General features: G+C 37.2%; 15 protein-coding genes, 1 pseudogene and 1 riboswitch. Of the genes and pseudogenes, 13 read left to right on the plus strand and 3 right to left on the minus strand.

What is annotated here, in order from left to right; all coding sequences use genetic code 11:
* The first annotated feature begins 528 nt into the window (after positions 1–528).
* From CD30_RS07665 to CD30_RS07675, 3 genes are all read left to right on the plus strand, one after another.
* The gene (locus CD30_RS07665) at positions 529–1,443 is read left to right on the plus strand and encodes a LysR family transcriptional regulator (RefSeq protein WP_036174890.1); all 915 of its coding nucleotides are present in this window, start codon (positions 529–531) and stop codon (positions 1,441–1,443) included.
* A gap of 106 nt (positions 1,444–1,549) precedes the next feature.
* Positions 1,550–2,647, plus strand: a complete 1,098-nt coding sequence (locus tag CD30_RS07670) for a 5-methyltetrahydropteroyltriglutamate--homocysteine S-methyltransferase (RefSeq protein WP_036174893.1) — start codon at positions 1,550–1,552, stop codon at positions 2,645–2,647.
* 187 nt (positions 2,648–2,834) lie between these two features.
* The gene (locus CD30_RS07675; RefSeq protein WP_036174896.1) at positions 2,835–4,313 is read left to right on the plus strand and encodes an aldehyde dehydrogenase family protein; all 1,479 of its coding nucleotides are present in this window, start codon (positions 2,835–2,837) and stop codon (positions 4,311–4,313) included.
* A 200-nt stretch (positions 4,314–4,513) separates the two neighbouring features.
* Here the strand turns inward: CD30_RS07675 and CD30_RS07680 are convergent, their stop codons facing one another.
* A complete protein-coding gene (locus CD30_RS07680) occupies positions 4,514–4,798 on the minus strand; it encodes a hypothetical protein (RefSeq protein WP_036174899.1) in 285 nt (94 codons plus the stop codon).
* A gap of 108 nt (positions 4,799–4,906) precedes the next feature.
* On the opposite strand from CD30_RS07680, the gene CD30_RS07685 reads away from it, so the two are divergent.
* The gene (locus CD30_RS07685; RefSeq protein WP_036174901.1) at positions 4,907–5,755 is read left to right on the plus strand and encodes a DUF2268 domain-containing putative Zn-dependent protease; all 849 of its coding nucleotides are present in this window, start codon (positions 4,907–4,909) and stop codon (positions 5,753–5,755) included.
* A gap of 124 nt (positions 5,756–5,879) precedes the next feature.
* Here the strand turns inward: CD30_RS07685 and CD30_RS07690 are convergent.
* Together CD30_RS07690 and CD30_RS07695 are read right to left on the minus strand one after the other, a co-directional pair.
* Positions 5,880–6,527, minus strand: a pseudogene (locus tag CD30_RS07690) (SDR family oxidoreductase); the annotation flags it as partial.
* 176 nt (positions 6,528–6,703) lie between these two features.
* Positions 6,704–7,045, minus strand: coding sequence for a hypothetical protein (locus CD30_RS07695; RefSeq protein WP_052126097.1), 342 nt, complete (start codon positions 7,043–7,045; stop codon positions 6,704–6,706).
* Positions 7,046–7,240: 195 nt separating this feature from the next.
* On the opposite strand from CD30_RS07695, the gene CD30_RS07700 reads away from it, so the two are divergent.
* From CD30_RS07700 to purF, 9 genes are all read left to right on the plus strand, one after another.
* A complete protein-coding gene (locus CD30_RS07700) occupies positions 7,241–7,429 on the plus strand; it encodes an NETI motif-containing protein (protein ID WP_235802020.1) in 189 nt (62 codons plus the stop codon).
* Positions 7,430–7,571: 142 nt separating this feature from the next.
* Positions 7,572–7,671: riboswitch (purine riboswitch) on the plus strand.
* A 145-nt stretch (positions 7,672–7,816) separates the two neighbouring features.
* The gene (purE, locus tag CD30_RS07705) at positions 7,817–8,305 is read left to right on the plus strand and encodes a 5-(carboxyamino)imidazole ribonucleotide mutase (protein ID WP_036174907.1); all 489 of its coding nucleotides are present in this window, start codon (positions 7,817–7,819) and stop codon (positions 8,303–8,305) included.
* Entirely contained in the window at positions 8,302–9,426 is a 1,125-nt protein-coding gene (gene purK, locus CD30_RS07710) for a 5-(carboxyamino)imidazole ribonucleotide synthase (RefSeq protein ID WP_036174909.1), read from the plus strand. Before purE ends, purK begins: the two co-directional genes overlap by 4 nt.
* A gap of 16 nt (positions 9,427–9,442) precedes the next feature.
* The gene (gene purB / locus CD30_RS07715) at positions 9,443–10,738 is read left to right on the plus strand and encodes an adenylosuccinate lyase (RefSeq protein WP_036174911.1); all 1,296 of its coding nucleotides are present in this window, start codon (positions 9,443–9,445) and stop codon (positions 10,736–10,738) included.
* Positions 10,739–10,795: 57 nt separating this feature from the next.
* Complete coding sequence (gene purC / locus CD30_RS07720) at positions 10,796–11,506, plus strand: phosphoribosylaminoimidazolesuccinocarboxamide synthase (RefSeq protein WP_036174913.1); 711 nt, start codon at positions 10,796–10,798, stop codon at positions 11,504–11,506.
* A gap of 2 nt (positions 11,507–11,508) precedes the next feature.
* The gene (purS, locus tag CD30_RS07725; RefSeq protein WP_036174915.1) at positions 11,509–11,757 is read left to right on the plus strand and encodes a phosphoribosylformylglycinamidine synthase subunit PurS; all 249 of its coding nucleotides are present in this window, start codon (positions 11,509–11,511) and stop codon (positions 11,755–11,757) included.
* 2 nt (positions 11,758–11,759) lie between these two features.
* Positions 11,760–12,440 carry a phosphoribosylformylglycinamidine synthase subunit PurQ gene (gene purQ, locus CD30_RS07730; protein WP_036174917.1) on the plus strand — a complete coding sequence of 227 codons (681 nt, stop codon included), beginning with the start codon at positions 11,760–11,762 and terminating at the stop codon, positions 12,438–12,440.
* Positions 12,430–14,658 (plus strand): phosphoribosylformylglycinamidine synthase subunit PurL, encoded by a 2,229-nt coding sequence (gene purL / locus CD30_RS07735; protein ID WP_036174920.1) that lies wholly within the window; start codon positions 12,430–12,432, stop codon positions 14,656–14,658. The genes purQ and purL overlap by 11 nt, the downstream gene beginning before the upstream one ends.
* Positions 14,634–16,058, plus strand: coding sequence for an amidophosphoribosyltransferase (purF, locus tag CD30_RS07740; protein WP_036175065.1), 1,425 nt, complete (start codon positions 14,634–14,636; stop codon positions 16,056–16,058). The genes purL and purF overlap by 25 nt, the downstream gene beginning before the upstream one ends.
* Positions 16,059–16,063: the final 5 nt, after the last annotated feature.

Consider the following 16,063-nt stretch of genomic DNA (forward strand, 5'->3'; position numbering starts at 1 on the left):
AACACCACTGATTTTTCAGTGGTTTTTTTATATCTAAAAAGGCCTCAACTCCAAGAACCGAAGGTTCGATCGGCGCGTTAGAGAAGCAGATTATTATAAAAAGCGAAAAGAAATATGAGTAAGGATTCGAGAAGTAAGAGGACCGAGGAGTTCAAGGAACCGAGGAGTGAGGAGCGGAATGTACTAGGTACATGAGCACCGGAAGGACGAAGGTGACGCAGAAATCCGAAAGTCATCGGACTTCGAGATAGTGTCGATGGTAGTTGGGGGATGCCCTGTGAGAGGTAGACGAGCGCTTCGCACAACACCACTGATTTTTCAGTGGTGTTTTTTTGTAATTAAAAAAGCCCCCAACTCTAAGAACAAGGTAATTCACCTAAGACAAACAAATGTCCACAAGAAAATATCTCAAAGACCAAACTCTGCCAAGGAATGACAAGAAAGCATCTTAAGTTTTTTATTAGTAATAATGTTAAAATAAAATAGGGAATTTTAAGTCGCCAAGTACTTTAAAGAGAGGGAATTTAATTGACATTACAACAATTAAAATATGTGATTGAAGTTGCAAGAAGTCGATCTATAAGTAAAGCTGCACAGAATCTATTTATTAGTCAACCAAGTCTTTCAAATGCATTAAAAGAATTGGAGAAGGAAATAGGAATTACGATTTTTTCAAGAACCAATAAAGGAATTATTATTACCCAAGAGGGGACAGAATTTCTAGGATATGCAAGGCAGGTTGTAGAGCAAGCTGAGCTTCTTGAGAATCGTTATTCAATTAAACAGTCCCAGCAGCAGCATTTCTCAGTATCGGCTCAACATTATGCATTTGCTGTGAGTGCATTTGTTCGATTGTTAAAAAATTATAACCGTGAAGAGTACGAATTTACGTTAAGAGAAACTAAGACATATGAAATAATTGAAGATGTTAAAAACTTGCGAAGTGAAATTGGTATCCTTTATATAAACGAATTTAACCAGAAGGTGATTTCTAAATTTCTTAGAGAGGGAAATTTAGAATTCCATGAGTTATTTGAAGCTAAACCACATGTTTTTATTAGTTCAAAAAATCCTCTTGTAGACCAAGATTATGTTACTTTATCTGATTTAATTCCGTATCCATATCTATCCTTTGAACAAGGGGATTATAATTCTTTTTATTTTTCAGAGGAAATATTAAGTACTCTTTCTAGACCGAAAAATATAAAAGTAAGTGACCGGGCAACCTTATTCAACCTATTAATTGGGTTAAATGGATATACCATATCTACAGGCGTTATAAGTAAAGAATTAAATAGCGACATAGTTTCTATTCCGTTGAAGGTGGATGAACGAATTGTCGTGGGCTATATTACACACAAAAATATTTCAAATAGTCGTTTAGCAGATATATATATTGACTATTTAAAGGAAACAATCAAGGAAGAACTGTCACAGCTATAGTTTATAACTATGACAAACAATAGATTTTAGGTGTTTCACTATATTGCTAATGGCATGCTACACTTACATTACTTAATAGAACGATATAGAAAGAAGGAGTGTAATCATGACAAAAACAATAGTAAAAGCACCATTTCGTGCAGATCAGGTAGGGAGCTTACTACGTTCAGAGACTATAAAAATAGCAAGAAATGAATTAAAAGAAGGGAAAATTTCACAAGAACAGTTCCGTGAAATTGAAGTTCAAGAAATCAAACGAATTGTTGATAAGCAAATCGAAGTGGGACTGCAAGCTGTAACTGAAGGAGAATTTGGTCGGGACTGGTGGCATTCGACTTTTATGGAACATCTATTAGGAGCTGAAGGATATATTCCGGAGCATGGATATGGTTTTAAAAATCAAGAAACAGATCCTTATGATGTTCGCCTTGTGGGAAAAGTTGCTTACAATCCGAGTCACCCATTTTTCCAACAGGCGAAAGATTTGTTGGAGATTGTTGAAGAAAGAGCTATGGTGAAATTTACTATTCCAAGCCCTAATCAATTCTTCCATCCTGCTATTATTAATGGACAATATGAAAGCTTTGATGACTTTGCACCAGACATTATTGAAGCATATAGAGAAACGATTAAAGAGTTCTATCGTATTGGTATCCGATATATTCAGCTAGATGATGTTTACTTAGCGGTTATTGCAACTTCTGATTTTACACCAGAGGAAAAGAAATATAGAGCGGAATTAGCGGTAAGCGTTGTGAATAGCATTCTGCAAGATAAACCTGAAGATCTAACAGTTACGACTCATGTATGTAGAGGTAACTACCGTTCAGATTATCATTTTGCAGGAGGGTATGATGATATTGCGCCGATTATCTTTGCTAATGAGAAAGTCGATGGATTCTTTTTAGAATATGATACGGAACGTGCAGGTAGCTTTGAGCCTCTTAAACATATTCCAAAAGGTGGTCCCAAAGTTGTTCTTGGACTAGTTACGTCAAAATTTGGCCAGTTAGAGGATAAAGAGACAATTAAAGCACGTATAAGAGAAGCTTCCCAATACGTACCGTTAGAACAACTTTGCATTAGTCCTCAATGCGGCTTTGCTTCAACCCATCACGGTAACAAACTAACAGAAGAAGAACAATGGCAAAAATTAAAATTTGTTGTGGATGTAGCAAAAGAAGTTTGGGATGACTTTAACTAATATTTTGGAGTAACCATAATAAAATTTGAATCACCTAGTATATGTGAATTTGTAGCAGGGGAAAGATTTAATTTCTTTTTTCTGCATTTTTTTACTAATGAAGGAAAGTTACTAAATTAAATGGGTATATAAATAAAAAACCAAATTCATACTAGTTTTGTTAAATAAGAATATGGAGGGCTAAAATATGGTGCGAGAACCTATTAAGGTCAGTTCAATTATAAATGGCAAAAAAATAGATACAGAACGAACATTACCGCGTGAAAATCCTACTCACCCTGATGAAGTTGTTGGATATGCGCCAATTAATACTAGGGAAGAGACAATACAAGCTATTGACGCTGCCTATAATGCATTTAAAGAGTGGGCTTGGAGCGATGTGGATGATCGTATTGCCAGAATGAAGCGAGCTATTGAAAAAATTAAAGACTCTACTGATGAAATCGCGGAGTTATTGTCACGTGAACACGGTAAAGCACTTTATGATTCAAAAGGAGAAATTGCCATCTCACTAATGTGGATGGAATTTGCATGTGACCATGTGAAAGAAGCTGTAACACCTGAAATTAAAGAACATGAAAATGGGCGAACAATAATAACTTTTGATCCTATAGGTGTTGTTTCAGCAATTACACCATGGAACTATCCGATTTCTTTATCAACAATTAAAATTGCTCCTGCGTTATTAACGGGAAATACGATGGTTTTAAAACCGAGTCCATTTGCTCCATTAGCAGTTAGTCGCGTATGTGAAATCATTGCAGACGAATTTCCTCCGGGTGTGTTGAATCTTGTACATGGTGAGGCGGAAGTTGGTGTTGAATTAACGTCGAACGAAAAGGTAGCGAAAATCGCATTCACAGGTGGAACGAGAACGGCAAAAAGTATTATGAAAGCTGCATCAGAAACGATAAAGAAAATGACACTTGAGCTTGGTGGTAATGATGCTGCCATTGTACTCGATAGTTTTGATGTAAATGATGAGCGAGCATTACGTCGAATGGTCATTTCCAACTTCTTAACTGCCGGTCAAATTTGTATGATTGCAAAACGTGTTTATGTACATCGTTCCATTTATGACAAATTCGTTGAAAAGTATATTGAAGCTGCAAATAAATGGATTCGTTTAGGAGATCCATTTAACCCTGATGTTACCGTAGGACCTGTTAATAATAAAAATCAAGTTCAATATGTTCGAAGTCTTGTTGAAAAGGCAGAGAAGGATGGCGCAAAAGTTATTCCACTAGGTCAGATTTTAAATCCAGAACTAATGGAAGAAGGATATTTCCTTCAGCCTACACTTGTATTAGAGGCAGACTTTCATGCGGATATTGTGGTAGAAGAACAATTTGGTCCAACTGTGCCAATCTTACCATTTGATGATGAAGAACAAGTGATTGAATTGCATAACGAAAGTATCTATGGTTTAACAAGCTCTGTTTGGGGAGAAGAAGAACATGCGATTAAAGTTGCCCGTCGTATTGAAGCGGGGACAACAATGATCAATACAGCAGCCGTACAAGGCTTAGATGTTCGTTTCCCATTCGGTGGTGTGAAACAGTCAGGTGTTGGACGAGAATACGGTGTTGAAGGAATAAAATCCTATACAGAGACTCACGTGATTAATATTCCTAAAAGCTTAGAATTACCTTATATTCCAGAATAAAGACTGAAGAAGACAAAAAGGTAAAGAAAGTAATTTCCTTTCTTCACCTTTTCCTTTTTACAAAGCTATTAAGAGACAATGCAGCTAAGTCAACATATGTGTCAGCGAACAATATATTCCGTTATAAACATAACAAATGCTTTAGCCATTCCATTAATGAAAGATACTTGGTCAATCGGAAGATCCTTATAATTAAAAGGTTACCAACCAAATGCTGAAACTAGTGTAATACCTAGGATGGCTCCTAGTGCAATTCCATAACCTAAGCCGCCACCACCGTAGCCAAAAGGTCCATATCCATACCCACCACCAAAGCCCCAGAAGCCTAGTCCATACCCACCACGTTCTTTCATCGGTAGAATCCACACCATATCACGATCTACTTTTGTAATTTTCCCAACATGTTTTCTTCCTTTTTTATCAGTAATACATACAATTTTGCCATGATATTTACAACAAAGTTCATATGCTTGACGTATATGCATATTCTTTCCTCCTTTCCTACTTAGACTTTTATTAATTTATGCCGTAGTAAGATGAACACACGAGTTAATAGTCTAAAACATAAAATAGAAAAAAAGGAGGAGTAGGGTTTGGCAGTTGAAAATACAAAGGTGATACTTGAGGAAATAGTTGAGATGTCACGATTATTAGTAGAATCATCGCCTAGATTTATTCAGCAAAAATTGTTCTATCATCACCTGAAAAGTTATTTTTCCGATGTTCCCCCAGAAGAATTGCTTTTTATTCTTATAAGAAACGGGTTATTTACACCAGAAGAGATAGTAGACATAGAGTTTACATTAAAACAATTAGAAGAAAAGAATACTTGGAGAATTGTTCAAAAGGAATATGAGAGACTTAAAAAATTATGGAATGGGAAAGAGACGCCAATCTTCATCTTTCCATTAACAAAACATCGTCCGAATATTGAAGGGATAATTGCAAATAAAAATGGATTATCTTTTAGGGAAAATATCTTCCTCTTCATATCCCTAGAATTGGAGGAGACAGAGTTAAAAGCAATGATTGCACACGAATATCATCACTGTTGTAGGCTTGATTATTTAAATAAAGCACCTGAAAATATACCATTGAAGGATTCTTTAATTATTGAAGGGATGGCTGAATGCGCAGTTGAGGAATTATATGGATCAAAGTGGTGTTCCCCTTGGATCAATCGATACTCATTGGAAGAAATGAAGGAAATTTGGTTCGATAGGTTTGTTCCATATCTAAATAGTAAGGGAGTTATAAAGCACCAACCTTTTTTATATGGAGATGGTACTTCTAATTTTCCTAGGTGGATTGGCTATTGTATAGGATATTCTATTGTAAAATCTTTTCTAAAAAAGAATGGACCAATTAATCAAGAAATCTTTATTCAAACTCCTGCTGATGAATTAATTTCAAGGTCCGATTTTTTTAAACTTTCAAATTAACGCCGATGGTAATGGGGGCATATCTGCCAAAGATAAATTTGGCACAACATCACTAAGTTCAGTGGAATTATGTCAAAAGCCCCCAACTATTATTAAGCATATCGGCGCTCTAGAATTTTAAATTTTAGAAAGCTGTCCAACCTGCATCTGCAGCAATTACTTGCCCATTAATGAAACTTGATTCATCAGAGCCTAAGAATAGTGCAAGCTGAGCTATTTCGTCGGGTTGTCCACCACGAGGCATTGTAGCCATACCAGTTTGTTGACGGCCCATACCAAATTGAGAGATGTTTGTCATGGATGCACCAATATTCGTTTCTACTCCACCTGGTGCAATGCCGTTGCAACGGATACCTGAGCTTGCGTACATATAAGCAGTATTTTTTGTTAAACCAGTTACAGCATGTTTAGAGGCAGTATAAGCAGCGCCAGCACGAGCCCCACGTAAACCACCAACAGAAATATTATTTACAATGACGCCATGGCCTTGCTCTAGGAAAAGATTTACTGCAATTCGCATTGCACGCATGACACCAGTAGTATTAACTGCAAAAACACGATCCCATCTTTCATCAGAAGTTTCCCCAACAGGTTCCATACCGTCCATAATACCAGCGTTGTTTACCAAAATATCCAATTTACCAAATGCAGCTTTTGTTTCAGCAAATAGGTTTTCTAAATCAGTCAATTCTGCAACGTTTGCGCGGTTAGCAATTGCTTCTCCACCGGCTACTTTGATAGCATCAGCTACAGCTTGGGCCCCTCCAAAGTTTTTTAGTTTATTTAATTGAAGTTTAATAGACAGAGTAAAAATATTCCAATGACAAAATAGGGAATTTTTCCATCCTTATAAGTTTTACGGAAAAAGAAAAATGGATGTCGCTATCCATGAAAATGAAGTCAAATAAAGCTTGTCTATAAAATTGTTGTACTAAACTGGAAACTTTTTCACTGTTTATGCTGTTCCTTTAAAATACTAATTTTTTGAGAAACTAAAATTAATACAAAGCTAAATAAGTAAGTCACACTAGTTATTCCAAACCAAGAGAAAATTCCGGGGGTAAAATATACATAGAGACTAACTGGGAATGACCAAATAAATGCAACGAGCATCAGCTTATGATTTGTTTTAAGCGCAGAAATGATTGCTAAACATGCAGGTAAACATAACATGAAAAAAGTTGTTGCGATGGGACCAGTTGAAGGAGCGGCATAAGGATTATTAAAAACTAATTGTATCCATAATAGAATGCTAGCAATTCCTGAAAGGATGCTTATTAATTTCGCCAAATATCTAATAAAATCATTTCCTTTCGTGTGAGTTTTATTAAAGATGAAATATATTAATGGTTTAGTAAATAATATTCTTTATTCGATTTCGATATAACATAAAACGTTAATGCTATTTTGTTTTATTAAATCATAATTCTTGTACATGTTATAGTAATAGAGACTAGTTGAAAATGTGGAAGGATGACATCTTTTGTGAAAAAACAAATTTGGTTTGAAGTAGAGGAAAATGAGACAATTGAACAATGTTTAGAACGTATGAGAACAGCAGGGTATATGCCAATGGGAAGAAGAGAAGAACCCGTTTTTCATATGGTGAATGGTGAGCCTACATATTTGCGTCAAAAAATTCAATTTAAAGGAATATTAAAAGAAGAAAATTAGATTTTGTTACTAAAAACCGAACAATCCTATTTTCTGAAAATTAATCGTTCGCATTTTGTCATTGATTTTCTGTTTAACCCTTGTTAAAATGATAAAGCAAAACAATGATAATCATATATAAATTGTTAAGTTGGTCGGTTCAAATCAATTTAATGAAATCCCACATATATGCTAGAGAATATGGCTCTAGTGTCTCTACCCGATACCGTAAATATCGGACTATGCGGGAAAGCGAACTTTAAGACAGGTTTATAAAAGAGTATGGGATTCTAATTCCACAAACTTTTTTGTGACCTACTATGTCCTCAAGTGATCTGCTTTCTCTCGTGTAGATGGTAGATTATTTGGGGACTTTTTATTTATAAGTTTACATAAGGGAGCGAAATCATGAATCCAAAAATTGGTGTGATTATGGGAAGCACAAGTGACTGGGAAACAATGAAACACGCTTGTGATATTTTAGAAGAATTACAGGTTCCATACGAGAAAAAGGTCGTTTCTGCACATCGTACACCTGATTTAATGTTTGAGTACGCAGAAAATGCAAGATCTAGAGGGATTCAAATCATTATAGCGGGTGCAGGTGGTGCCGCACATTTACCTGGTATGGTTGCAGCAAAAACTACATTACCAGTTATCGGTGTACCTGTTCAATCTAAAGCATTAAATGGCTTAGATTCTTTGTTATCAATCGTTCAAATGCCAGGAGGCGTACCAGTTGCAACGGTTGCGATTGGGAATGCTGGTGCTACTAATGCAGGTTTATTAGCTGCTCAAATTTTATCGATTTCAGATTTAGAATTAGCAAATAAGCTAGAGGCTCGTCGTGAAGCCTTAAAAGAAAAAGTATTAGAAAGTACAGGTGACCTACTGTGACAAAAATGATATATCCTGGGCAAACGATTGGAATAATTGGTGGTGGGCAGTTAGGAAGAATGATGGCGCTAGCTGCAAAAGAAGCAGGTTTCAAAATTGCTGTATTAGAGCCAACAATGGATTCACCTTGCGGACAGGTAGCTGATGTGCGCATCGTTGGACAATATAACGATGAAGCGGCATTAGAAGAGTTAGCTGATGTTAGTGATGTGATTACGTATGAGTTTGAAAATATAGATTATGAAGGGTTAAAACGATTAACAAAAATTGCTTATGTGCCTCAAGGAGCGGAGCTAGTACGAATAACTCAAAATCGAGTGACTGAGAAGGATGCCATTGTAAAAGCGGGTTGTCCAGTAGCTCCTTACGTTGTGGTAAATACATATGAGGATTTAACTGAACAGATAGATAAAATTGGGTACCCATGTATCGTTAAAACTGCACGTGGTGGGTATGATGGTAAAGGGCAACAGCTCCTAGAATCTTATGAAGATATACCATTAGCAAAAAGCTTAGTTGAGCATTCACAATGTGTAGTTGAAGGCTTTGTTCCATTTAAAATGGAAATTTCATGTATCGTTCAACGAAACGGAAATGGCGAAACATATTGTCTTCCAGTAGGTGAAAACATTCATGTACATCACATTTTACATGAAACAATTGTGCCAGCACGTATTTCAGTGGAAACATTGAAAAAAGCAGAAGATGCAGCTATTAAAATTGCAGATCACTTACAATTGATTGGAACGTTAGCAGTTGAAATGTTTGTCCTTGAAGATGGCCAAATTGTTATAAATGAACTTGCGCCAAGACCTCATAACTCAGGGCATTATTCAATTGAAGGATGTAATATCTCTCAATTTGGTCAGCATATACGCGCGGTCTGTGGATGGCCATTACGAAAACCAAAACTGATGAAGCCTTCAATTATGGTCAACGTTCTAGGTCAACATGTAGTGCCTTTAAGTAATTCAATCTCAAAATATCCTGAATGGTCAGTGCATTTATATGGAAAAGCTGAAGCTAAGGTCAATCGTAAGATGGGACATGTTACAATAATGACTGATAATGTTAAAGAAACATTAGAACAAATTGAAAAATCCGGCATTTGGTCGGAATAAAAGGAGTAAAAGAAATATGATTGAACGTTATACACGTCCTGAAATGGGTGCAATTTGGACAGAAGAAAACAAATTTAAAGCTTGGTTAGAGGTTGAAATTTTAGCTTGTGAAGCTTGGGCTGAGCTTGGTGATATTCCAAAAGAAGACGTAGCATTACTTCGCCAAAATGCATCATTTGATATTAACCGTATTTATGAAATTGAGCAAGAGACTCGCCACGATGTCGTAGCATTTACTCGTGCTGTTTCGGAAACATTAGGTGAAGAACGTAAATGGGTTCATTACGGTTTAACATCAACGGACGTAGTAGACACTGCATTATCTTATTTAATTAAACAAGCAAATACAATTTTGCGTAAAGATATCGTGAACTTCATCGACATTTTAACGGAAAAAGCGAAAGAACATAAATACACAGTAATGATGGGCCGAACGCACGGTGTTCACGCTGAACCAACAACTTTCGGTTTAAAACTTGCATTATGGCTTGAAGAAATGAGACGTAACCTAGAACGTTTCGACTATGCTGCTAAAGTAATTGAAACAGGCAAAATTTCCGGTGCGGTAGGTACGTATGCAAACATCGATCCATTCGTTGAGCAATATGTTTGTGAAAAATTGGGATTACAAGCTGCACCAATCTCAACACAGACTTTACAGCGTGACCGTCATGCACAGTACTTCTCAACATTAGCGTTAATTGCTACATCTATTGAGAAATTTGCAACGGAAATCCGCGGTCTTCAAAAATCAGAAACACGTGAGGTAGAGGAAGCATTCGGCAAGGGACAAAAAGGTTCTTCAGCGATGCCACATAAACGTAATCCAATCGGTTCTGAAAATATGACTGGTATGGCTCGTTTAATACGTGGATTCATGCTAACAGCTTACGAAAACGTTTCTTTATGGCATGAACGTGATATCTCACATTCTTCAGCAGAACGTGTCATTATTCCGGATGCAACCATTGCACTGAACTATATGCTAAATCGTTTCGGAAACATCGTGAAAAACTTAACAGTATTCCCTGAAAATATGAAACGCAACATGGAGCGCACGTTTGGATTAATATACTCACAACGCATTTTACTTGCGCTTATTGATAAAGGTTTAGTTCGTGAAGAAGCTTATGATACTGTTCAACCACTTACTGCACGTGCTTGGGATGAACAAATTCAATTCCGTACATTAGTAGAAGCAAATGAAAAAATTACTTCATTGCTTTCTTCAGAGGAAATTGAAGATTGCTTCGACTACAACTATCACATCAAAAATGTTGATATGATCTTTGAACGACTTGGATTAAATTAATGAATATTCAGGTGGGTGTGTAATTACACACCCTCTACTTAACTGGAGGCATATGTCATGAATAAAGGTCAACTTTTATACGAAGGTAAAGCGAAACGTCTTTACACTACAGAACAAGAAGATATTTTGTATGTTGAATACAAAGATAGTGCTACAGCTTTTAATGGTGAAAAGAAAGCCGAAATTGAAGGTAAAGGTACTTTGAACAACCAAATTACTACTTTAATTTTTGAAAAGTTAAAAGAACATGGAATTGAATCGCATTTTGTAGAACGTATTTCGGATAATGAACAATTAGTTCGTAAAGTTGACATTATTCCAATTGAAGTCGTTGTTCGCAACATTGCAGCAGGTAGTCTAGCAAAAAGATTAGGCATAGAAGAAGGACAGCCACTTAAACGTACAATTGTTGAATTTTACTATAAAGATGATGCATTGGGGGACCCATTCATCAACAACGAACATATCGACATATTAGGTATTGCAACAAAAGAAGAGACTGATGCCTTATATGAATTAGGCTTAAAAGTGAATGACGTTTTAAAACCTATTTTTGAAGAAGTAGATGTTATATTAGTAGATTTCAAACTAGAGTTTGGTCGAGATAAAGATGGAAATGTTTTGTTGGCGGATGAAATATCCCCAGATACTTGTCGTCTTTGGGATGCAAAAACAAAGCAAAAGCTTGATAAAGATGTATTCCGTCGTGATTTAGGAAATTTAACAGATGTATATAAAATTATTCTTGCTAGACTTGGAGGTAAATAGAAATGACTAAAGTTAAAATTTACGTGACATTACGCGAAAGTGTGTTAGATCCTCAAGGTTCTGCTGTACAGGGTTCTTTAGTGAAAATGGGATACAACGAGGTTAGTGACGTGCGTATCGGAAAATATTTAGAAGTGCAAATCACTGATACAGATCGTGATATCGATGGGTTAGTAAAAGAAATGTGTGAAAAACTTCTTACAAACACTGTGATTGAAGATTATCGTTACGAAATCGAGGAGGCTAACTAATTATGAAATTCGCAGTACTCGTTTTCCCTGGGTCAAACTGTGACATCGATATGTACCATGCCATTAAAGATGAGCTTGGTGAAGAAGTGGAATATGTTTGGCATGATGCAACAGATTTAAGCGACTTTGATGGCATCTTAGTTCCTGGTGGTTTCTCTTATGGTGACTATTTACGTTGTGGAGCAATGGCGAACCAATCAAACGTAATGGCTGAAGTTAAAAGAGCTGCTGAAGCGGGAAAACCAGTTTTAGGAGTATGTAACGGATTCCAAATTTTAACGGAAGCAGGTTTACTTCCAGGTGCATTACTTCGAAATAAAAACCTTAAATTCATGTGCCGTACAGTTCAGTTAAAAGTAGAAAATAATGACACGATTTTTACAAATCAATATGAAAATGGTCAAATTATTAACATTCCAATTGCTCACGGAGAAGGAAACTATTTCTGTGACGAAGAAACCTTAACAAAATTAAAAGCAAATAATCAAATTGTCTTTACATATTCAGGTGAAAATCCAAATGGTAGTTTAGAAGATATTGCTGGAATCATCAACGAAAGAGGAAACGTCCTTGGGATGATGCCGCATCCAGAACGCGCAGTTAGTGATTTATTAGGTAGCGCAGATGGTCTAAACCTTTTCAAATCAATTGTAAAACAGTGGAGGGAATCACATGTCAGCTAGTCTAGAGCCAACACAGGAGCAAATTAAAGAACAAAAGCTTTACGCTGGAATGGGTATGTCAGATGAAGAATTTGCGATGGTGGAGAAAATTTTAGGCCGCCTTCCAAACTGGACTGAAACAGGATTATTTTCTGTTATGTGGTCTGAACACTGTTCTTATAAAAATTCAAAGCCAGTATTACGTAAATTCCCTACAAAAGGTCCTCAAGTTCTTCAAGGGCCTGGTGAAGGTGCAGGAATTGTGGATATCGGTGATGAGCAAGCTGTTGTATTTAAAATGGAATCACATAATCACCCTTCTGCTATTGAACCTTATCAAGGTGCGGCAACAGGTGTAGGCGGTATTATCCGTGACGTTTTCTCCATGGGTGCTCGCCCAATTGCAATGTTGAACTCATTGCGCTTTGGTGAACTTCAATCTGAACGCGGTAAATACTTATTTGAAGAAGTTGTTGCAGGGATAGCAGGTTATGGGAATTGTATCGGAATCCCAACAGTAGGGGGAGAAATTCAATTTGATCCTTGCTATGAAGGAAATCCACTTGTAAATGCAATGTGTGTCGGCTTAATTGACCATAAAGATATTCAACGTGGTATCGCAGCTGGTGTTGGAAATACAGTCATGTATGTCGGTGCTAAAACAGGTCGTGATGGAATTCATGGAGCGACATTCGCATCAGAAGAACTTTCAGAAGCTTCTGAAGAAAAGCGCCCAGCTGTTCAAGTTGGCGACCCATTTATGGAAAAGCTTTTACTTGAGGCTTGCTTAGAAGTTGTAAAATCAGATGCTCTTGTAGGGATTCAAGATATGGGGGCGGCAGGTCTTACTTCATCATCTGCTGAAATGGCTTCGAAGGCTGGTTCTGGAGTTGAAATGAATTTAGACTTAGTTCCTCAACGTGAAACAGGAATGTCCGCATATGAAATGATGTTGTCTGAGTCTCAAGAACGTATGTTAATCGTAGTGAAAAAAGGTCGCGAGGAAGAGATTAAAGCAATCTTTGATAAATATGGTTTAGATGCAGTTGCAATTGGTCGTGTAACAGATGACAAGATGCTTCGTTTACTTCATAAAGGTGAAGTGGTTGCTGAAGTTCCAGCAGATGCTCTTGCAGAGGATGCACCAGTTTACCATAAACCTTCTAAAGAGCCTGCTTATTTCGCAGAGTTCCAAGCAATTGAAAATAATGAGCCAGAAGTGACGGACTTGAAAGAAACATTAAAATCATTACTTCAAGCACCAACGATTGCTTCAAAAGAATGGGTTTATGATCAATACGATTATCAAGTTCGTACAAATACGGTAGTGGCACCAGGTTCTGATGCAGCAGTACTTCGCGTACGTGGTACAAATAAAGGTCTTGCGATGACTACAGACTGTAACTCTCGTTATATTTTCTTAGACCCTGAAACAGGCGGAAAGATAGCAGTTGCTGAAGCAGCACGTAATATCGTTGTATCAGGTGGAGAACCACTTGCTATAACAGACTGCTTAAACTTCGGTAACCCTGAAAAACCAGAAATTTTCTGGCAGATTGAGAAGTCAGCTGACGGTATCTCTGCTGCTTGTACTGCCTTAAATGCACCAGTAATCGGAGGTAACGTTTCCCTTTATAACGAACGCTCTGGTGAAGCAGTGTACCCAACACCAACAATCGGTATGGTAGGTTTAGTAAAAGATTTAGCACATGTAACAACACAAGAAGTAAAAGCTGCTGGAGACATTGTTTACTTAATTGGTGAAACGAAAACAGAGTTTGGTGGATCTGAGCTTCAAAAATTAGTATACGGAAAAATCTTTGGTAAAGCACCACATATCGATTTAGACATAGAAGCAGCTCGACAAGCGGCTGTTTTAAAGGCAATTCGTGCGAGCCTTGTACAATCTGCGCATGACGTTTCAGAAGGCGGTGTAGCAGTAGCCCTAGCTGAAAAAACATTTAGCGCAAATGGTTTAGGAATATATGTAACACTTGAAGGTTCAGCTATAACAGCACTATTTAGCGAATCTCAATCTCGTTTTATTGTCACTGTAAAAGAAGAAAATGCAGCAGCATTTGAAAAAGTAGTTCCAGAAGCGCAGAAAATCGGTATCGTAACAGATGATGCAAAGATAACAATCAATGGTGATACGGGTCTTCTTCTTGAAGGTACAGTGGAGGAATTCCGTTCTGCTTGGAAAGGAGCAATCCCATGCTTGGTGAAATCAGAGGCTTAAACGAAGAGTGTGGCGTTTTTGGTATATGGGGTCATGATGATTCAGCTCATTTAAGCTACTATGGCTTACATGCTCTTCAACACCGCGGTCAAGAAGGTGCAGGCATCGTTGTAACTGACGGAGAACAGCTTCGCGCAGTTAGAGGCGAGGGGCTAGTCAATGAAGTTTTTAATGAAGAAAAACTAAAAAATGCTATAGGACATGCGGCAATTGCCCATGTTCGATATACAACGGCTGGTGGTGGCGGTATAGATAATGTTCAACCGTTATTATTCCGTTCTTCAACAGGTACATTAGCGATTGCCCATAACGGTAATTTAGTAAATGCCAATCACCTAAAACATCACTTAGAACGTTCAGGAAGTTTATTCCATGCAACATCAGATACAGAAGTGGTTGTCCATTTAATTAAAAAAAGTAAACAGCCTCGTTTTCGCGAGCAAGTAAAAGAAGCACTTTCCTTATTAAAAGGTGCTTTCTCAATTTTAATTCTTACGAAAGATCGTATGTTAGTTGCACGTGATCGAAATGGATTACGTCCTCTTTCATTAGGAAAGTTAGGGGATTCTTGGGTAGTTGCTTCAGAAACAAATGCATTTGATTTAATTGGCGCCGAGTTTGTTCGAGATGTTGAACCTGGAGAACTTTTAATTATTTCGGATAAAGGGATTGAGGAAGAACGCTTTGCACAAATGGAAAAACGTTCTATGTGTGCAATGGAATACGTTTATTTTGCTCGACCTGATTCAAATATAGATCAAATTAACATTCATATGGCACGTAAACGTTTAGGCAAACAGTTAGCGAAAGAAATAGGTCATATTGAGGCCGATGTTGTGACGGGTGTGCCAGATTCCAGTATTTCAGCAGCCATTGGGTTTGCGGAAGCAAGCGGAATTCCATATGAGCTTGGATTAATAAAAAATCGCTATACAGGACGTACATTTATCCAACCAACACAAGAGCTCCGAGAACGTGGTGTAAAGATGAAATTGGCGCCTGTTGTTCAAGTAGTAAAAGGTAAACGTGTTGTCATGGTGGATGATTCAATAGTACGTGGGACGACTTCACGTCGCATTGTAAAAATGCTAAAAGAAGCAGGTGCAACTGAAGTGCATGTCGTCATCTCTTCGCCGCCGATTTCAAATCCTTGTTTTTATGGAATTGATATATCTTCAGATGAAGAATTAATTGCAGCAAATAAAACAATTGATGAAATTCGTGAAGCAATTTGCGCTGATTCGTTAACATTTTTATCACCTGAAGGCATGGTAGAAGCAATTGCACGTCCGTTTGATGATGAAACTCGTGGCTTGTGTTTAGCATGTTTCACTGGAAAATATCCAACAGAAATTTTCCCAGATACAGTCTTACCACATGAAAAGGAATTAGTTCGATAGGAGGA

Source organism: Ureibacillus massiliensis 4400831 = CIP 108448 = CCUG 49529 (assembly GCF_000772965.1).
Lineage (GTDB): Bacteria > Bacillota > Bacilli > Bacillales_A > Planococcaceae > Ureibacillus > Ureibacillus massiliensis.

What these genes read in the sequence shown, in the direction of transcription:
- CD30_RS07670 (WP_036174893.1), top strand. Translation starts at nt 1,550, where the DNA reads ATGACAAAAACAATAGTAAAAGCACCATTTCGTGCAGATCAGGTAGGG.
- purL (WP_036174920.1), top strand. Translation starts at nt 12,430, where the DNA reads ATGTCAGCTAGTCTAGAGCCAACACAGGAGCAAATTAAAGAACAAAAG.
- purE (WP_036174907.1), top strand. Translation starts at nt 7,817, where the DNA reads ATGAATCCAAAAATTGGTGTGATTATGGGAAGCACAAGTGACTGGGAA.
- CD30_RS07675 (WP_036174896.1), top strand. Translation starts at nt 2,835, where the DNA reads ATGGTGCGAGAACCTATTAAGGTCAGTTCAATTATAAATGGCAAAAAA.
- purB (WP_036174911.1), top strand. Translation starts at nt 9,443, where the DNA reads ATGATTGAACGTTATACACGTCCTGAAATGGGTGCAATTTGGACAGAA.
- CD30_RS07680 (WP_036174899.1), bottom strand. Translation starts at nt 4,798, where the DNA reads ATGCATATACGTCAAGCATATGAACTTTGTTGTAAATATCATGGCAAA.
- purQ (WP_036174917.1), top strand. Translation starts at nt 11,760, where the DNA reads ATGAAATTCGCAGTACTCGTTTTCCCTGGGTCAAACTGTGACATCGAT.
- purS (WP_036174915.1), top strand. Translation starts at nt 11,509, where the DNA reads ATGACTAAAGTTAAAATTTACGTGACATTACGCGAAAGTGTGTTAGAT.
- purC (WP_036174913.1), top strand. Translation starts at nt 10,796, where the DNA reads ATGAATAAAGGTCAACTTTTATACGAAGGTAAAGCGAAACGTCTTTAC.
- purF (WP_036175065.1), top strand. Translation starts at nt 14,634, where the DNA reads ATGCTTGGTGAAATCAGAGGCTTAAACGAAGAGTGTGGCGTTTTTGGT.